The following is a 15,046-nucleotide window of genomic DNA, read 5'->3' as shown; positions in this document are numbered from 1 at the left end:
CAAAGCTGTCTATCATCATAGCTTTGATGTTAGAAACATGATTATTATAACAAAAAAACTAAATGTCTCAAGATTGACTATGTACGGATTTGTCTTAATCTTGGATAACCAATTGGCCGGTTTAACGATGGCCTCTTTTAATACAAGTAATAAGAAATAAACCATCAGTAAACTAAATAAAAACATCAAAAGAGCCATGAGTGTTTCGTCAGTTTTCCAAAACGTGATTGCTAAACACAAGGCCCACACTGACTTAAAAACATTGGCAATTCCCTCAAACGGATTAGATAACGTCGTCATCATATATTTACCATGGTCTTCTGATATCACTTGGTCCTCGTTATATTTAACCAAATAGGAAATATGGCCAGTTTGTAAGGACATCGAAATGACTAACATGATGAGATAGACCAATCCAAATATTGTTCCGACCTTTAACATACCCGAATCTAATGATTGATTCAATGCTATAGGTAACGGTAACCACAAGGCGTACATAAAAACCATCAATAGATGCAAAAACGCGAACTCATTGTTTTTGGCTAATTTTTGAAACGATAGAAATATCACTAAATATATAATAATCCCAACCCAACTCAAAATAACGACTGACAACAACATTGAACATTACTCCTTCTTGAGTGCCTCTAAATGTCCTAGAAAATTTTAAAAATATCTGCGAGCGATTGTCCGTGTCTAACAACAAGTAATTCCACGTACCTACCCCCTTTCAACCTTTTCATCTAGGAGAACACCCTCTTTTACATAGTCAATAATTTTTTTCGCTTCGTTTTCAACTCGTCTTCTACCCACATCGCTTAGAAACCAATTATCTTTTCGAGTTTTAAGATCATTGGCTGGACATAATGAGTAATCGATCCAATTAGGCATATACGTCTTTAAAGTCATATGAAACCTTCTCATATGAGGAGATGTAGTGACCACAATTAGTCTTTTTATATGATGCAAATAAAAGGCCCGGTCTAAAACGAGTAATGAAGCCAATACATTCTCTTTTGTGTGGAGTGCTTTATCCTCTAATAATATATCTTCTTCTGGTACTCCAAGCTTAATAGCTTCATCCTTCATTAAAACCGCTTCTGGTGAATCAAACCCTTCCCACGTTACACCACCAGAAAATAAAATCTTTTTAGCACGACCTTTTTCATAGCATTGTACGGCTTTTGGTAAGCGAATTTGTACCGCTTTACTACTCCCGGGAACAAAAATGCAATCTCCTGATTTTCCATCATCTTTGATCCCACTATATAGTAGATTATCCATCTGCTCATCTGTCAGATTTTCACGATCAAGCTCAGATATATACATGATGTCACCTCATATTTTATTGATTTCCTTTCTATTAATCTATTCAACCAGTCTCTACTCATTTCCTCTATTTTCCTATATAATACTAGAAAAGGAGGTTGCTTAAATGAATCAATCTAATTTTCAGATCATTTTTAATCAACTCAGAACATTTCTTAAAAAACATGAAAATGAGTTAATTGTCAAAACAGATTCGGAAGCTACATATTATTTAGATTCGGAAAGGGTTTTCCAAAAGAATAACAAGCCTTATTTTTTCGGCTCTGTGTCTATTAAGAAAAACTATGTCAGCTATTACCTTATGCCTGTCTATGTTTTCCCAGAGCTCTTGGATCATATTTCACCAGAATTAAAAAAACGAATGCAAGGCAAATCATGTTTTAATTTCAAAACGAATGATGAAGAACTTTTTGAAGAATTAGGGGAATTAACGGACCAATCCTTTGAAAGGTTTAAAAAAGAAGGGATGATCTAACCGTCCTAATCAATGGGGGAATTTAAATTGAACATTAACAATCTAAGACAAGACTTATCAATTAAAGGTAAGAACGGTATTGCATTTTTATTATCTGCCACTATTATCTGGACTATATTTACGATTATTTTTTCTCTACCAAACAATATCGAAACTAAAAACATCTTTATGCTAATCACGACTGGAATAATGTTTCCGTTAGCCTTGCTTTTCTCTAAATTAATCAAAGCAGATTGGAAAATTGATCAAAACCCACTCAGTAATTTGGGGCTCGTTATTAATTTGGCTCAGTTTATTTACTTTCCGATAGCATTTTGGGCTTTTGTTAAACACCCTTCTGAAATGGTTATGTTTTTTGCAGTTATTACAGCCGCACATTTATTTCCTTATGGATGGTTTTACAACGCCAAGGCTTATTATGTGATGGCACCCATTGCAGCGATTTTAGTTGCCATTATCGGATCCACTGTTGAGTCGTTATGGATCATTCCATTAATGATGATCGGAGCCTTACTGATCTTAAACCTTTTACTATTTGTCGATTATAGGAAAAAATCTAAAACAACTGATGAAGTAGTAATGAAAGCGCAGGGTTAAATAGAAACTGGATTGTCTGAAAGGGAGAAGCCTAGAAAATTAAACTTAAAGAAATAAAAAAGTAACCACCTTCTCTTTCTGTAAGGTGGTTACCATGCGTAGAAGCGAGCTGCCCCCTTTAGGGCAATCAGGCTTGACCTATGGTGACCGAACACCTATAGTCAATATATTATATGCATTAAATTTTATATCATGCCTATTTATCTCAAATTTTTGTCTATGTTGGCAAAGCCTAGATTTGTGTTAACTTCACCGTACATACGTTCAATGGTAACATCTTCACCCACTAACCATTGATTAAAATCAAATATCTCTGGCTCCTGGTCGCCTCCGAGTGAAAACCATACCTGTTTTTCATTAGGTAAATATAGTGATGTATGAATCGTACCAGCCCAGCTTTTATATTGCTCAGCAAAAACACCCTTATCCGTATCATTAAAGAATCGAAACGCTTGATTCGCATCCAACATGTTTTGTCTGTTCTCCTCAATGATGTTCATTCGTTTATAAGAATCCTTTAAATATCGTCTGTTTTCTTCCGTTAAAATTTCAAAATGGTTGGTACATATGTTGGACTCTCGTACTTCCACCGCTCGTGGCCCCGCTTCAATCACATACGTTTTGCCATTAATATCCATAACATTGTAACTAAATGCTCCCCGATGTGGAACGGATTGAACTAATTCAATCGCTTCATCAACATTCGCACACTTCTCTAAAATCATGCGTCCCACCATATAACAAACAAAACCATCCCGTGTCTTTTTGCGATGTGTGAAGTTGTATCCCATCACAAGCCCTTTTTCATTCATGCCATCCATTCGCCCTGTAATTCGAGATGTCGGACCAATGAATGCATAGCCATCATCTGTTGGTTGAAATAGGCTAAACATCCCATCATATGTAAACGGATGAAAATCATAATTACGCACCATAAAGTCAGGTGTCGTAAAGATGGAACAACCGCTTTTATCCGGCTCCACTCGGTATCCCCCGAAATCTCGTAGCACCTCTTCCATTGGTAGCTGTAACCCATTTCGAAGCCCCAGTAATTCATCCCATATGGCTGGGGCAAATCGTCTAAATTGTTTTTCAGCTTCTCCTACATCTATTTCAAAACGTGGTCGTTTCAGTTGCCAACCCTGCTGACGATTCTTCACAGTTAATGAATCTCTTAATCTTTTACCTAAGGCAAAACCAAAATCATAATGTGTTCCCCTGAATTGTATAACATCGCTATAGATCTGTTTCATTGTTCATCATTCCTTATGTATCTAATGAGACAATTTTACAGAAAAAAGGAGTGAATTGGAAACGATGGGCTTTTCTAAAAACCCCTAATTAAAAATAATTCTCAATTAGCTATTGACTCTCCACTAACTGGAGGGTTTAATATTAAGCAGGAATGATAATCATTATCATTTAGATAAATTTTAACAGAAAGTTTGGAACAGCTATGAAGCTTAGGTACTTGTGGATCTCCCTATTCCTTTTATCAGCTGTATCACTATTCATTGGTGTGACTGACATTAGCCCAGCACAACTATTCAATTTGGATGACACGCAAACGCAAATTCTCATCCATAGTCGACTGCCGAGGCTCATTAGCATAGTCATTGCCGGAATGAGTATGGGCATATGCGGCCTAATCATGCAGCAATTAAGCCGGAATAAATTCGTATCGCCGACAACAGCGGGGACAATGGATTCCGCTAGACTTGGGATATTAGTATCCTTGCTTTTATTCTCATCGGCAAGTCCCATGTATCGTGCTATGACGGCTTTTGTTTTTGCCTTAGCCGGGACTTACATATTCATGAAAATTCTCGACAAGATCAAGTTCAAGGATGCTATTTTCATTCCCCTTGTCGGCATTATGTTTGGGAATATCATCGGATCAATCACGACGTTTTTCGCTTATAAACATGATTTAATTCAAAGCATTACATCATGGCTGCAAGGTGATTTTTCCATGATTATGAGCGGTCGTTATGAACTGCTTTATCTCAGTCTTCCATTGTTGGTGTTAGCTTACATTTTCGCAAATAAGTTTACGATTGCCGGGATGGGTGAAGAATTCTCTATTAATCTAGGACTCAATCATCGGCAGGTTGTCAATATTGGGCTTATCATCGTGGCGATGGTCACGTCAACAGTCGTTCTAACAGTTGGGTTAATTCCGTTTTTAGGTCTGATCATCCCTAATATCGTCTCCATCTACCAAGGCGATCATTTGAAGAAAAATCTATCACATACTGCCTTGCTCGGAGCGGTGTTTGTATTGATTTGTGACATTTTGGGGCGAGTTTTGATTTACCCGTATGAGATTCCGATTGGCTTGACCGTTGGGGTAATCGGCAGTGGCATTTTCATTTACTTGCTTTTAAGGAGAAGGACCTATGCGTAATCGAACTAAGCTGATAACCCTATTGATCATAGCGATCCTACTCATCGTTGTATTCCTATTTACGGATCTAGGATCAAACTTGGATTACGTTTTACCTAAGCGCACGATGAAAATAATAGCTATCATTCTAACGGGAAGTGCGATTGCTTTTTCAACGGTCGTGTTCCAAACGATTACAAATAATCGAATTTTAACACCTAGTATTATTGGGCTAGATTCACTGTACCTGTTAATCCAAACGTTTATTATTTTCGTTTTCGGGTCAACTCATATGACGCTAATGAACCAACATGTGAACTTTGTCATTTCAGTTGGTTTAATGATTGTTTTCGCGTTATTACTCTATCATTTTTTATTTAAAAAAGAAGATCAAAACATTTATTTTCTTTTACTCATTGGGCTAATCTTCGGGACATTTTTTAATAGTTTATCAGATTTCATGCAAGTGCTCATCGACCCGAATGAATTTTTAGTCGTGCAAGACCGAATGTTTGCGAGCTTTAATAATGTGAATACCGAGCTACTCTTGATTGCGTTCGTCGGAATCGTTTTAGCTACCCTTTACTTTTTAAAGTTCACGAAATACTTAGATGTTTTATCACTTGGAAAAGAGCACGCCATCAATCTCGGTGTGGACTACGACAGGGTGGTGAAGCAATTATTCGTTGTCATTGCGATACTCATTTCGATTGCTACCGTACTCGTTGGACCGATAACGTTTTTAGGATTACTTGTGGCCAATGTCGCTTATCAGTTCTTAAAAACCTACCGCCATAGTGTATTAATCTTAGGTGCGATCTTAATTAGTATCATCGCGTTAGTTAGTGGGCAACTAATCGTTGAGCGAGTGTTTACATTTTCAACGACGATTAGCGTCATCATTAACTTTGTCGGTGGCGTCTATTTCATCTATCTCTTATTAAAGGAGAGTCGAGTATGATTTCAATTAAAAACCTTTCAAAAAAATATGGGCAAAAAACCGTCGTCAACAATGTGAATGTTGAAATTCAAAAAGGTAAAATTACATCATTTATCGGACCAAATGGGGCTGGAAAAAGTACGTTACTAGCAGCAGTCAGCCGGATGATCAAGCAGGATCTCGGTGAGGTTTTTGTTGATGGTAGGGAGTTAAAAAAGTGGAATAATACGGAGCTATCGAAAAAGGTGGCGATTTTAAAGCAATCGAATCACTTAAATGTGCGATTAACTGTCCGGGAGTTGGTTTCCTTTGGACGATTCCCTTATTCGCAAGGTCGATTGTCTGAAATTGACTGGCAGCACGTTGATGAAGCCATCTCCTTTATGGAATTACAAGAACTAGAAAACCAGTTTCTCGATGAACTAAGTGGCGGTCAGCGTCAGCGGGCTTTTATCGCAATGGTCATTGCTCAGGATACGGATTATATATTGCTAGATGAACCGTTAAATAATCTTGATATGAAACACTCAGTCCAAATTATGAAAGTGCTCAGAAGACTTGTTGATGAATTAGGAAAAACGGTCGTCATCGTTATTCACGATATAAATTTTGCTTCCTTTTATTCAGATTATATTGTGGCACTGAAAAATGGGGCCGTCATTAATCAAGGCCCGACTGATAAAATGATTGATCGGGTGAATTTAAAAGAAATCTATGATATGGACATTCCGATTAAGCAAATCGACCGTTGTAAGGTCTGTGTATACTTTGGATAAAAATATATTAAGAGGTGATGATAATGAAAAAACTAATGTTAAGTCTATCTGTTTTAGCTATCGTGTTACTTGCGGCATGTGGGACTGAAGATACCGAAGCCGTTAGTGGGGATACCATCGAAATTGAGCATCCATTAGATACGATTGAGGTTGAGAAAAATCCTGAAAAAGTGGTTGTGTTTGATTTTGGCATGCTCGATACCTTAAAACAGCTTGATGTTTCTGTTGCGGGTGTACCTAAGGATTCACTTCCTTCTTATTTATCAGAATACGATGATGAGAATATCGAACATGTCGGCGGATTAAAGGAACCAGATTTTGAAGCGATTCACGCCATGGACCCGGATTTAATTATAATCTCTGGACGTCAGATGGATTTATATGAAGATTTTAAAGAAATTGCGCCAACGCTTTATGTCGAGCTTGACGCTGAGCGTTATATGGATTCGTTTAAACATAATGCGAAGCTTGCAGGTAAAATTTTTGATAAACAAGAACAGGTCGAAAGTGAATTGGCTGAAATTGAAACGTTAGTTGAGGAGCTTCAGGCTAAAACGGAATCTAGTGACAAAACAGGTTTGATAACTTTGGCTACTGGTGGTAAGGTCAGTACCTATGGGCCGGGGTCACGCTTTGGGTTTATACATAATGTTTTTGGCGTTAAACCAGCTGACGATTCGATTGAAGTCGCTACACATGGGCAAAACATTTCATTTGAATTTATCGTCGAAAAAGATCCTGATTATTTATACGTCATTGATCGTGATGCTGTCGTAAATGGAGAACCTGCTGCTAAAGATACGATTGAAAATGAATTAGTTATGAATACGACCGCTTATCAAAATGACCAAATTATTTATCTAGATCCGAACTACTGGTATTTATCAGGTGGTGGACTGATCTCGACTAAGGAAATGATCAAGGAAATCAAACAAACGTTTGATTGATAGCGAGAGGTGACACTCATGGATAAGCGATTCACAATTGGGGAAATCTCTAAACTTCATAACATCCCAGTTAAAACGCTACGTTACTATGACGAAATTGGGTTGTTTAAACCGGTAGAAGTCGATGAACATACAAACTATCGCTATTATTCTATTGATCAGTTTGAACATTTGAATACCATCAATTACTTAAGAGAGCTTGGCATTTCACTGAAAGACATCAAGAACCATTTTGACCAATGTAATCGCGCTCATTTTCTTGATATGTTACAAAAACAAGAGAAGCACGTAATGAGGCAAATTCAAAATTTAAAGCGAGCTCAACATCGTTTATCAGCTCGTGTTCAGGAATTACAAGAAAGCCGTGAAATTCAATTCGGTAAGCCAATGATTAAAAACATTAAAGAACGCCGGATTGCTCAATTAAAAGAAACCATCACAAGCCACGAAGAATTAGAGCTAGCTTTAAAGAAACTTGAGAAACTCGCTAATCTGAATGCTTCTGTTTACATTGGTGGAGTCGGGGTTACACGTTCGATTGATTCATTAGATACTCGGGGGTACGACTCGATTTTTCTCATGATTGAGGATGAGGAGATCGATTGCGAATACAGCACCATTTTACCCGCAGGCGATTACGCCAGCATCATGATTAATCGTGAGCGAATTTTTCAAGATGACTATGATGCCTTACTTTCGTTTATAGACCAAAATAAGCTGACAGTTTCAGGTGATGCCATCGAACGCGTTTTGATTGATGCTTATATTAGCGCAAATAAACAGGAGCACTTGTCGGAAATACAAGTGCCCATAGCTAGATAACCGTCGCCATGTTCGGCGGTTATTTTTTTGAAACGGGAAAATGAACCTCAAGGTATGTGTGCGGATCATCCTCATCGAAATCGTCACTGTAAAATTCATACTCAAACGGATCTGCCTTCTGATAACCCGATTGCGGCAGCCATTCATTATAAAAGAAATTAAAGCCTTTTCCTATCTCATGAGACGCCCCTCGTAATTGAACAATGGCATATTCTTTTTCAGGGATCTCCTTAACGACCATATCTTCCGGGACTTCACTCGTATCACTCACAGCAACACCTGCCGTATAGAAGAAACGCTTCCCCAATTCCCAATCACTTGGAAACTCGGTCAGACCATAAGCTTCCCTCTGATTTACCCTATTGGGAATACGATTAATATGCTCTTTAAACGCATCCCATAAATCAAGAATCGAATGAGGTGCCCCTTTTGGCATCATGCCGTATGTTTTAATCTCCATACCAATCAATGTAACTTTCTCACGTTTTTCAACCTTAACCTCCATAGGTACCTCCAAAAACCATTTGTTATATTATAACAAACATTTACATGTGATAAACTTTAAACTAAAGTGATAAAATTTTAATATGGAAGGGAACAATTATGGGATTATTTGATGGCATGATGGGTAACGCATCAGAGATGGATGCACAAGACGTACAAAATGAGCTTTCCGAATTACTCGCTCCTAGTGAACAAGTCGATCACGCTTATAAATTGATTCGGGACTTATTCGTCTTTACAAACAAACGCTTAATCCTAGTCGATAAACAAGGCGTAACAGGAAAGAAAACGGAGTACCACTCCATTCCGTACAAAAGCATCACCCACTTCGCAGTTGAAACAGCCGGCACCTTCGATTTAGATGCCGAACTTAAAATCTGGATGTCCGGAAGCTCTACACCGATTGAGAAAACTTTTAATAAGCAGTTAAACATCTACAAAGTCCAAGCAGTTTTAGCTGAATATGTAGGATAAATTGGTGAAACGGCGGGAGTTGCTCCGCCGTTTTTTGGTTTGTGGGGAAAATTTCAGATTTATGTGGAATTTAGAGTGATTTACGGGGAAAATCATAAATTTATGTGGAAAATAATTTATTTGCGTGGAAATTTTTGATTTTATGTGGAATTTATTAAATCGTTAAGGTTATATCGAGTACCTCTTCCAACCCCAAGACGAGATATCCCCAAATTTTGAAAGATATACTTCACTACTTCTCTTGAATCAACTATCAAAAATTCCCGTGCCTCTTCTATAGATATAGTGTCGTTAATTAATAATCCATAATCCCTCAAAGAAGGAATATGTGCTTGTTTAAACGATTTCATACAAAAAGGACACTGCCACGTTCCCCACTCTCTATTAATCGGTAATTTCCCACACCCCGGACAATACACTCCTCTTTGTAAATCCTTCTTACTCACCCCAAACCGCTTTAACACATCTTCATCATACGGGGTATGTTCACGCAAAAATAATTGACTCATTCGCTCCAATTCAGCCTCAGACAGCACATGTTTATTTACTGCTCGATTTATTTTTTCAAATTTAAAAATAAATTCTTGGATCGGAATGATTTTTCCTATATGAAAGTGATCGGTCGGATCAATGTGGAGAATGCAATTACGGTTGGCAAAAACAACGAGGTGATAAATAGGTATCGGCGGAAAACCATGAAGACGTAAATACTTCTCAAGTTGGTATTGTTGTTGAGATACTTGAAGCAAAGGATTGGGGAAGGTTTCGGATATGCCACCTAGGATACGAATCATTTGCTTTGTTTCTTGCTTAAAATGAATATCCCCTACGATGTTTTTAATCTCAGTAATCAAAATAAATGAAGGTTTTACTAAAACGGTGTCCATTTGGAAGTGGTAATTGAGCCAAGGCAATCGCAAATCATAAAAACATCTTAGTTTATCATGATCAATTAGATCAACATAATAGTCAAGTGAGCGCTCTCCCCGATCACCGGCTCGTGCAATACGAAGTGCTTCTTCGATTTCAGAAAAAACGGGATGATTATTTGATACTCGCCTTTCTAAAGCCTCGAGTTTCCATAACTTCAACGGTTTGTCATGTCCTTTAATTATCAAAATACACCATTCCTTCAGCTTTTATTATACAAAATTATAGGAATTTTCCTTCAATTTGACAAGTACTTTCGACCTAATATGGAAAACACAACCATATACCTCGCTTGTCTCAATTCTAAATCCTGTGAAATAACAATAGCATTTTAATGTAATGAAAACTTAGGAGGTTTTTATGCTTAAAAAAATTGCGTTCCTCTGTTTAATTGTTGCTGTGATTGCGGGTGCAAATATGACTCTTTTTGCCGATTCAGAAGACATCTCCGACCCTCAACCTGCTTATGATCTAGATTCGAAATCAATTTCCGGTAAAGCTGGAAACGGAAATGATGAAACACCTGGAGAGTGGTACATTGGAGATACTCCACCTAACCTTGACCCAAGTAAACCAATCCTATTATTTGTACCTGGTTTAAATAACGTTGCCCAAGTTTGGTGGGAAGATAATGATATGTATCAAACCGCATACGATGCTGGATTTCAAACAACGTTTGTACAGCTTCACGATGCTGGTGGGGAATCAGCTGATATGTGGGATAACGGCGAGCTATTAGCGGAAAAAATTGTAGAGATTTCCAACCATTTTGGTGGAAAGCCTATAACAGTAGTGGCCTACAGTAAAGGTGGCGTTGATACGCAATCCGCACTAACCTATTATGACGCCCATCAATATGTTGATAATGTCATAACGTTATCAAGCCCGCACCACGGTTCGCAGCTGGCTGACTTAGCCTATAGCTCCTGGTCCAGTTGGTTAGCAGATTTACTTGGAGCACAAGGTGATGGAACTTACTCCATGCAGATGGCCGAAATGAATGCGTTCCGAAATCAAACGGATCCTCAACCGCTTGCCTATTACAACGATTATTACACATTGGGTGGCACAGATTGGGGTTCAACCTTTTCCTCAACATGGTATGGTGGCATGTATCTATCTCAACACGGCGATAATGATGGTGTCGTCACGGTTGATAGCAGCCGGCTACCTGGTGGGCAGGAGCTTGCGATTGGTGATTGGAATCACACGACAGTCAGAACAGGCGACACATTCTCAGTCTTTGAAAATTATATATCAAGTTCACAGCTTGCTAACAACATACAATCCAGTGAACAGAAAAATAAAACATTCCCTTCTAACCAATGGGTTCATGGAAGCGGGCTTGAACAAGGTAAGCATGAGATAACCATTCCAATTGAGGAAAACGTCAAAGCTTTAACCCTCAATTTATTAACCTCTCAGCAACCAAACGATATGGTACTTGTGGACCCTACCGGAAAAACTCATCAAACTAACTTTAAATCTACCAAATTTCAGGAAGGGGTTTTTAAAGGAGGTATTAGCCATGCGACCACGATTGAAAGCCCACAATCTGGTGAATGGACCTTAAAAATACACTCAGGCAATGATAATGCCTATCTTTTATTGGCAGACTTTAAAGCCCCAGAAAAATATGAATTAAATAAACATGTTAATCGCCATAAATCACTTGAACTCACCTATAATCTAAAATCAAATACAGATCAAGTTAACAGCCAATCCCTACAGACAACATACCGCATAACAGAGTCCGGCAACCCAAGCCAAACGTTAACATACACCCAAAAAGGTGAAGCCAACCATTCTCAGCACATCACACTCAATCAACCGAACCAAGTCTATAACGTCACCATCGACATTGAAGGCAAAACCAAGACTGGTGAAACGTTTAAACGCACGATTATAGAATCTGTTAAGGTCCCCGGTACACCTTATAAATAATCATTTTACCCCCGAATGTTCGGGGGTTATTTTTGTTATAATCAAAATAATTATCAAAATAACTGCAACAATCCCTCCACATGCACGTTAGATAAGTAGAATGTACAGAGAGGAGAGCGCTAGGTGAATGGTAAAGCTAAACAACAAATAAACCAATGGTACCACGCATATAGCCAAGATCTTTTCCAATATATCTTTTACCTTATTCGCGACCACGACCAAGCCAAGGATTTATTGCAAGACACATTTCTAAAAGCATACAACAAACACGATTCTTTTAACCAGGAAAATACCAAGGGCTGGCTGTTCCGCATTGCTCGAAATGTCACCATTGATTATGTTCGTAAACACCATCCCGTGAGCTACTTGATGGATACACTTCCAGCTAATCAAAATTCAGACAACACACCTGAAAAACATCTCGCTCTATCAGAATCAGAACAGGAACTCTACTATGCACTCGGTCAACTTAAGCGATCTTATCGGGATGTCATTGTGTTGAGAAAAATTAAAGATTTTACTGTAAGCGAAACTGCTGAAATCCTTGGATGGAAAGAACAAAAAGTAAGGGTAACCTTATCACGTGCAATCCAAGCTCTGAAACAACAACTGAAAAAGGAGGGGTATCAGCATGAAGCATTATGATGATTCACTAGATCGTCGATTAAAAAGGTTGAATGAGGAAGTTAACCTAACCGAAGATGAAAAAGAGAATATACTCGATTCGATACATTACAACATTAATCACAAGCACATGAAATCAAACAATATTTTTAATAAACCGTTTGTTTTTGCCATATCCAGTATAGCAATTACTCTATTTTTTGTCGTTTCATTGCTACTGCAACAAGATTCAGATATCGGAACTTCAAATTTACAAGTAACAGGAAAATACAACATAAATTCCGATGAATACACAAAAGAAGAACGAATCCAACTTATAAAAAATTACAAAATTGGAGTTAATAGAAAAGATCAAATAAATCTAGGTAAAGGCACTAATATTCCCCATTCAGTCGGTATTATGAATCGATTTGACATAGGAGCTGATGATAATTATCAATTTGGAAGAACTCAAAACGTTGATGCGGAGGCATTAAAAAATGGAGGTTTAGACGTTCAAGTATTTATTGAATCTGCAGGTGGAGATCTACCTTTAAGCCTTAAAGCTTTTTACTATAGGGAAGATGAACGACAACTCTACTTTTTTGTCAATACTGGGGAAGCTGTCTACGAATATCCAATTGATGAAGCTTTATACGGTGAAAACCGTGATCTTTTCCTTTTAGAAAAACTTAAGCATGAATTGGAAGTTGGTATGTCTAAGGAGGAAGTTATTCAAAATCTAGGTCCTTATGATCAGGATTTTCATTCAAGTCCGGTTGATAGAAAATTTTGGAGGTATGATGTAGAACCGAACAAAGGTGATCCTTACACTAAATATTACCGTTTTGTTGATTTTAGTGGTATTGCAAACAATATGCTAAATATGCAAGTTTTTGTCCGTTGGAATGGTGATTCAGCCGAGTCCTTCTCTGCTGTCTATTTTGATGAGACTAGTCAAAGTGTACGACAATACCATATGTCAGAAGGAGCCCGATTGACAGAAGCGATATTTAATAATGAGGATAATCAGCACATTCATGTGGGAGACTTTATTTATCCCGTTCCATCAGTTAATCATATAACCTCACAGGAAAAACCTTATGATACTCAACAATTTTTATCAGTAGATGAATTGCATGCTCAAACTTATGACCAAACCTTAAATAAAGCCGTATCAACATTCAAAAACTATAGACCTGGTGATACCATTTACTTTGAAGAAACTATTCAATCTATTATCTATCATGAAGCTGAAAATAAGACTGAGTTTGTGCTATCAGAAGATACATCGATGGAGTTTGCGGGTGATTTAAGAGAACAATATAATGAAGGGGATCGTTTACGTTTAAGATTTAAAGTTATTCCTCAATCAGCAGATGGTATCTATGTCACATACGATTATGCATATCATTTTTATCAACATGATGAATCACCACAAATAGAAGACTATTTAGTTGAATAAATTAAAAAACTTCCATGCGAGCCTAGCTCCATGGAAGTTTTTTAATAAAAAATACGACCTTTCTTTTTAACTTTTTTGTGCAATAACCAGCCAATAACGATAAAAATAACACCAAACAATCCAGCTATACGTGCTGATGATTCAAATAAAGCATATGTAAGTACCTCTTGCCATTCTTCCCATTCACTAATTGGATGTGTGTATAAAAACTGGAAGATACCAATTAATAATGCAATGACACCTATTCCAATCAGCAGACGTGAGAATAACCTCATCCCTATTCCCCCAAGATTCGAATAATTCCGACTTTTGTATTATTTTAACACAAATATATGGGAGAAGTATATTGAATATCATTGTTCATTCATTTTGGGGTATAAATCCTCTTAAAACATATTCTGCTCGTGTACCTAGGTCTATTAATTCTTTTAAACTCCTACCTTCATTTTTATGTATATATTGGTCAGCTTCTTCAACATCCATCCACTTAATTTCTTCAATTTCTTCAGGGTAAAAGATCTCCATTTCACCACCAATAATGTGAGCATGAAACACAAAGAAAACGGCATGATGGTTACTCTCTTCAAAAAGCGCTTCGGTACACATAAACAAGCCATTGATCTGTATATCTAAACCCGTCTCTTCCTTAGCCTCACGCACTGCTGCATCTTCTAATGTTTCTCCAGCTTCTACTGCTCCCCCAGGCAGAGAATAATAGGATTCAGGTTGTCCTACGTTCTTAACCATTAATATTTTTCCGCTATCTTGTACGAGTACTGAAGCTACGTCTACACGCTTCATTCATTCCACCTCCAATAAATAATAGAAAATGCTGCCCACGACGAGCAGCATTT

The 15,046-nt window shown here is 37.6% G+C and carries 18 protein-coding genes; 11 read left to right on the top strand and 7 right to left on the bottom strand.

Annotated features, from left to right (window positions below; translation table 11 throughout):
- Window positions 1–15 precede the first annotated feature (15 nt).
- Together BLP77_RS07920 and BLP77_RS07915 are read right to left on the bottom strand one after the other, a co-directional pair.
- Window positions 16–621: a hypothetical protein gene (locus tag BLP77_RS07920; protein WP_093856587.1), complete on the bottom strand. Its 606-nt coding sequence runs from the start codon at window positions 619–621 to the stop codon at window positions 16–18.
- 99 nt (window positions 622–720) lie between these two features.
- Window positions 721–1,329, bottom strand: coding sequence for a YdcF family protein (locus BLP77_RS07915; RefSeq protein WP_093856586.1), 609 nt, complete (start codon window positions 1,327–1,329; stop codon window positions 721–723).
- Between the two features lie 106 nt (window positions 1,330–1,435).
- On the opposite strand from BLP77_RS07915, the gene BLP77_RS07910 reads away from it, so the two are divergent.
- On the top strand, window positions 1,436–1,804 hold the full coding sequence (locus tag BLP77_RS07910; RefSeq protein WP_093856585.1) for a hypothetical protein: 369 nt from the start codon (window positions 1,436–1,438) through the stop codon (window positions 1,802–1,804).
- 27 nt (window positions 1,805–1,831) lie between these two features.
- The gene (locus BLP77_RS07905) at window positions 1,832–2,401 is read left to right on the top strand and encodes a DUF7010 family protein (protein ID WP_093856584.1); all 570 of its coding nucleotides are present in this window, start codon (window positions 1,832–1,834) and stop codon (window positions 2,399–2,401) included.
- Window positions 2,402–2,601: 200 nt separating this feature from the next.
- On the opposite strand, the gene BLP77_RS07900 is transcribed toward BLP77_RS07905, so the two are convergent.
- Entirely contained in the window at window positions 2,602–3,654 is a 1,053-nt protein-coding gene (locus BLP77_RS07900) for a C45 family autoproteolytic acyltransferase/hydrolase (RefSeq protein ID WP_093856583.1), read from the bottom strand.
- Window positions 3,655–3,857: 203 nt separating this feature from the next.
- Here BLP77_RS07900 and BLP77_RS07895 point away from each other — a divergent pair, with 203 nt between their 5' ends.
- Genes BLP77_RS07895 through BLP77_RS07875 form a run of 5 tightly spaced genes read left to right on the top strand, consistent with a single transcriptional unit; the run spans window position 3,858 to window position 8,272 of the window.
- Complete coding sequence (locus tag BLP77_RS07895; RefSeq protein ID WP_093856582.1) at window positions 3,858–4,808, top strand: ABC transporter permease; 951 nt, start codon at window positions 3,858–3,860, stop codon at window positions 4,806–4,808.
- Window positions 4,801–5,748 (top strand): iron chelate uptake ABC transporter family permease subunit, encoded by a 948-nt coding sequence (locus tag BLP77_RS07890; protein ID WP_093856581.1) that lies wholly within the window; start codon window positions 4,801–4,803, stop codon window positions 5,746–5,748. Before BLP77_RS07895 ends, BLP77_RS07890 begins: the two co-directional genes overlap by 8 nt.
- The gene (locus BLP77_RS07885) at window positions 5,745–6,503 is read left to right on the top strand and encodes an iron ABC transporter ATP-binding protein (RefSeq protein WP_093856580.1); all 759 of its coding nucleotides are present in this window, start codon (window positions 5,745–5,747) and stop codon (window positions 6,501–6,503) included. The genes BLP77_RS07890 and BLP77_RS07885 overlap by 4 nt, the downstream gene beginning before the upstream one ends.
- A 23-nt stretch (window positions 6,504–6,526) precedes the next feature.
- Window positions 6,527–7,450 (top strand): siderophore ABC transporter substrate-binding protein, encoded by a 924-nt coding sequence (locus BLP77_RS07880; protein ID WP_176753004.1) that lies wholly within the window; start codon window positions 6,527–6,529, stop codon window positions 7,448–7,450.
- A gap of 18 nt (window positions 7,451–7,468) precedes the next feature.
- On the top strand, window positions 7,469–8,272 hold the full coding sequence (locus BLP77_RS07875) for a MerR family transcriptional regulator (RefSeq protein WP_093856578.1): 804 nt from the start codon (window positions 7,469–7,471) through the stop codon (window positions 8,270–8,272).
- 19 nt (window positions 8,273–8,291) lie between these two features.
- On the opposite strand, the gene BLP77_RS07870 is transcribed toward BLP77_RS07875, so the two are convergent.
- Complete coding sequence (locus tag BLP77_RS07870) at window positions 8,292–8,777, bottom strand: GyrI-like domain-containing protein (protein WP_093856577.1); 486 nt, start codon at window positions 8,775–8,777, stop codon at window positions 8,292–8,294.
- A 98-nt stretch (window positions 8,778–8,875) separates the two neighbouring features.
- Here BLP77_RS07870 and BLP77_RS07865 point away from each other — a divergent pair, with 98 nt between their 5' ends.
- The gene (locus BLP77_RS07865) at window positions 8,876–9,250 is read left to right on the top strand and encodes a PH domain-containing protein (RefSeq protein ID WP_093856576.1); all 375 of its coding nucleotides are present in this window, start codon (window positions 8,876–8,878) and stop codon (window positions 9,248–9,250) included.
- Between the two features lie 140 nt (window positions 9,251–9,390).
- On the opposite strand, the gene BLP77_RS07860 is transcribed toward BLP77_RS07865, so the two are convergent.
- Window positions 9,391–10,368 carry a nuclease-related domain-containing protein gene (locus tag BLP77_RS07860; protein ID WP_176753003.1) on the bottom strand — a complete coding sequence of 326 codons (978 nt, stop codon included), beginning with the start codon at window positions 10,366–10,368 and terminating at the stop codon, window positions 9,391–9,393.
- A gap of 172 nt (window positions 10,369–10,540) precedes the next feature.
- Between BLP77_RS07860 and BLP77_RS07855 the strand changes: the two genes are divergently transcribed.
- The 3 genes from BLP77_RS07855 to BLP77_RS07845 all read left to right on the top strand — a co-directional run bounded on the left by BLP77_RS07855 (window position 10,541) and on the right by BLP77_RS07845 (window position 14,192).
- The gene (locus tag BLP77_RS07855; protein ID WP_093856574.1) at window positions 10,541–12,124 is read left to right on the top strand and encodes an esterase/lipase family protein; all 1,584 of its coding nucleotides are present in this window, start codon (window positions 10,541–10,543) and stop codon (window positions 12,122–12,124) included.
- 123 nt (window positions 12,125–12,247) lie between these two features.
- Window positions 12,248–12,769 carry an RNA polymerase sigma factor gene (locus BLP77_RS07850; RefSeq protein ID WP_245686829.1) on the top strand — a complete coding sequence of 174 codons (522 nt, stop codon included), beginning with the start codon at window positions 12,248–12,250 and terminating at the stop codon, window positions 12,767–12,769.
- Window positions 12,756–14,192 carry a hypothetical protein gene (locus tag BLP77_RS07845; RefSeq protein ID WP_093856573.1) on the top strand — a complete coding sequence of 479 codons (1,437 nt, stop codon included), beginning with the start codon at window positions 12,756–12,758 and terminating at the stop codon, window positions 14,190–14,192. The genes BLP77_RS07850 and BLP77_RS07845 overlap by 14 nt, the downstream gene beginning before the upstream one ends.
- A gap of 41 nt (window positions 14,193–14,233) precedes the next feature.
- Here BLP77_RS07845 and BLP77_RS07840 read toward each other — a convergent pair whose 3' ends face one another.
- Both BLP77_RS07840 and BLP77_RS07835 read right to left on the bottom strand, forming a co-directional pair.
- Complete coding sequence (locus tag BLP77_RS07840) at window positions 14,234–14,467, bottom strand: hypothetical protein (RefSeq protein ID WP_093856572.1); 234 nt, start codon at window positions 14,465–14,467, stop codon at window positions 14,234–14,236.
- Window positions 14,468–14,552: 85 nt separating this feature from the next.
- Window positions 14,553–14,993, bottom strand: a complete 441-nt coding sequence (locus tag BLP77_RS07835) for an NUDIX hydrolase (protein WP_093856571.1) — start codon at window positions 14,991–14,993, stop codon at window positions 14,553–14,555.
- Window positions 14,994–15,046: the final 53 nt, after the last annotated feature.

The sequence above is a fragment of the Tenuibacillus multivorans genome, from assembly GCF_900103915.1.
GTDB classification, from domain to species: Bacteria; Bacillota; Bacilli; order Bacillales; family Alkalibacillaceae; genus Tenuibacillus; species Tenuibacillus multivorans.
This window is presented reverse-complemented; position numbering and strand designations above follow the sequence as displayed.

Excerpts from the sequence above, each read along its gene's own strand:
- BLP77_RS07840 (WP_093856572.1), bottom strand. The coding sequence starts at position 14,467 with ATGAGGTTATTCTCACGTCTGCTGATTGGAATAGGTGTCATTGCATTA.
- BLP77_RS07920 (WP_093856587.1), bottom strand. The coding sequence starts at position 621 with ATGTTGTTGTCAGTCGTTATTTTGAGTTGGGTTGGGATTATTATATAT.
- BLP77_RS07915 (WP_093856586.1), bottom strand. The coding sequence starts at position 1,329 with ATGTATATATCTGAGCTTGATCGTGAAAATCTGACAGATGAGCAGATG.
- BLP77_RS07900 (WP_093856583.1), bottom strand. The coding sequence starts at position 3,654 with ATGAAACAGATCTATAGCGATGTTATACAATTCAGGGGAACACATTAT.
- BLP77_RS07870 (WP_093856577.1), bottom strand. The coding sequence starts at position 8,777 with ATGGAGGTTAAGGTTGAAAAACGTGAGAAAGTTACATTGATTGGTATG.
- BLP77_RS07885 (WP_093856580.1), top strand. The coding sequence starts at position 5,745 with ATGATTTCAATTAAAAACCTTTCAAAAAAATATGGGCAAAAAACCGTC.
- BLP77_RS07880 (WP_176753004.1), top strand. The coding sequence starts at position 6,527 with ATGAAAAAACTAATGTTAAGTCTATCTGTTTTAGCTATCGTGTTACTT.
- BLP77_RS07910 (WP_093856585.1), top strand. The coding sequence starts at position 1,436 with ATGAATCAATCTAATTTTCAGATCATTTTTAATCAACTCAGAACATTT.
- BLP77_RS07855 (WP_093856574.1), top strand. The coding sequence starts at position 10,541 with ATGCTTAAAAAAATTGCGTTCCTCTGTTTAATTGTTGCTGTGATTGCG.
- BLP77_RS07865 (WP_093856576.1), top strand. The coding sequence starts at position 8,876 with ATGGGATTATTTGATGGCATGATGGGTAACGCATCAGAGATGGATGCA.
- BLP77_RS07895 (WP_093856582.1), top strand. The coding sequence starts at position 3,858 with ATGAAGCTTAGGTACTTGTGGATCTCCCTATTCCTTTTATCAGCTGTA.
- BLP77_RS07875 (WP_093856578.1), top strand. The coding sequence starts at position 7,469 with ATGGATAAGCGATTCACAATTGGGGAAATCTCTAAACTTCATAACATC.
- BLP77_RS07890 (WP_093856581.1), top strand. The coding sequence starts at position 4,801 with ATGCGTAATCGAACTAAGCTGATAACCCTATTGATCATAGCGATCCTA.
- BLP77_RS07835 (WP_093856571.1), bottom strand. The coding sequence starts at position 14,993 with ATGAAGCGTGTAGACGTAGCTTCAGTACTCGTACAAGATAGCGGAAAA.
- BLP77_RS07845 (WP_093856573.1), top strand. The coding sequence starts at position 12,756 with ATGAAGCATTATGATGATTCACTAGATCGTCGATTAAAAAGGTTGAAT.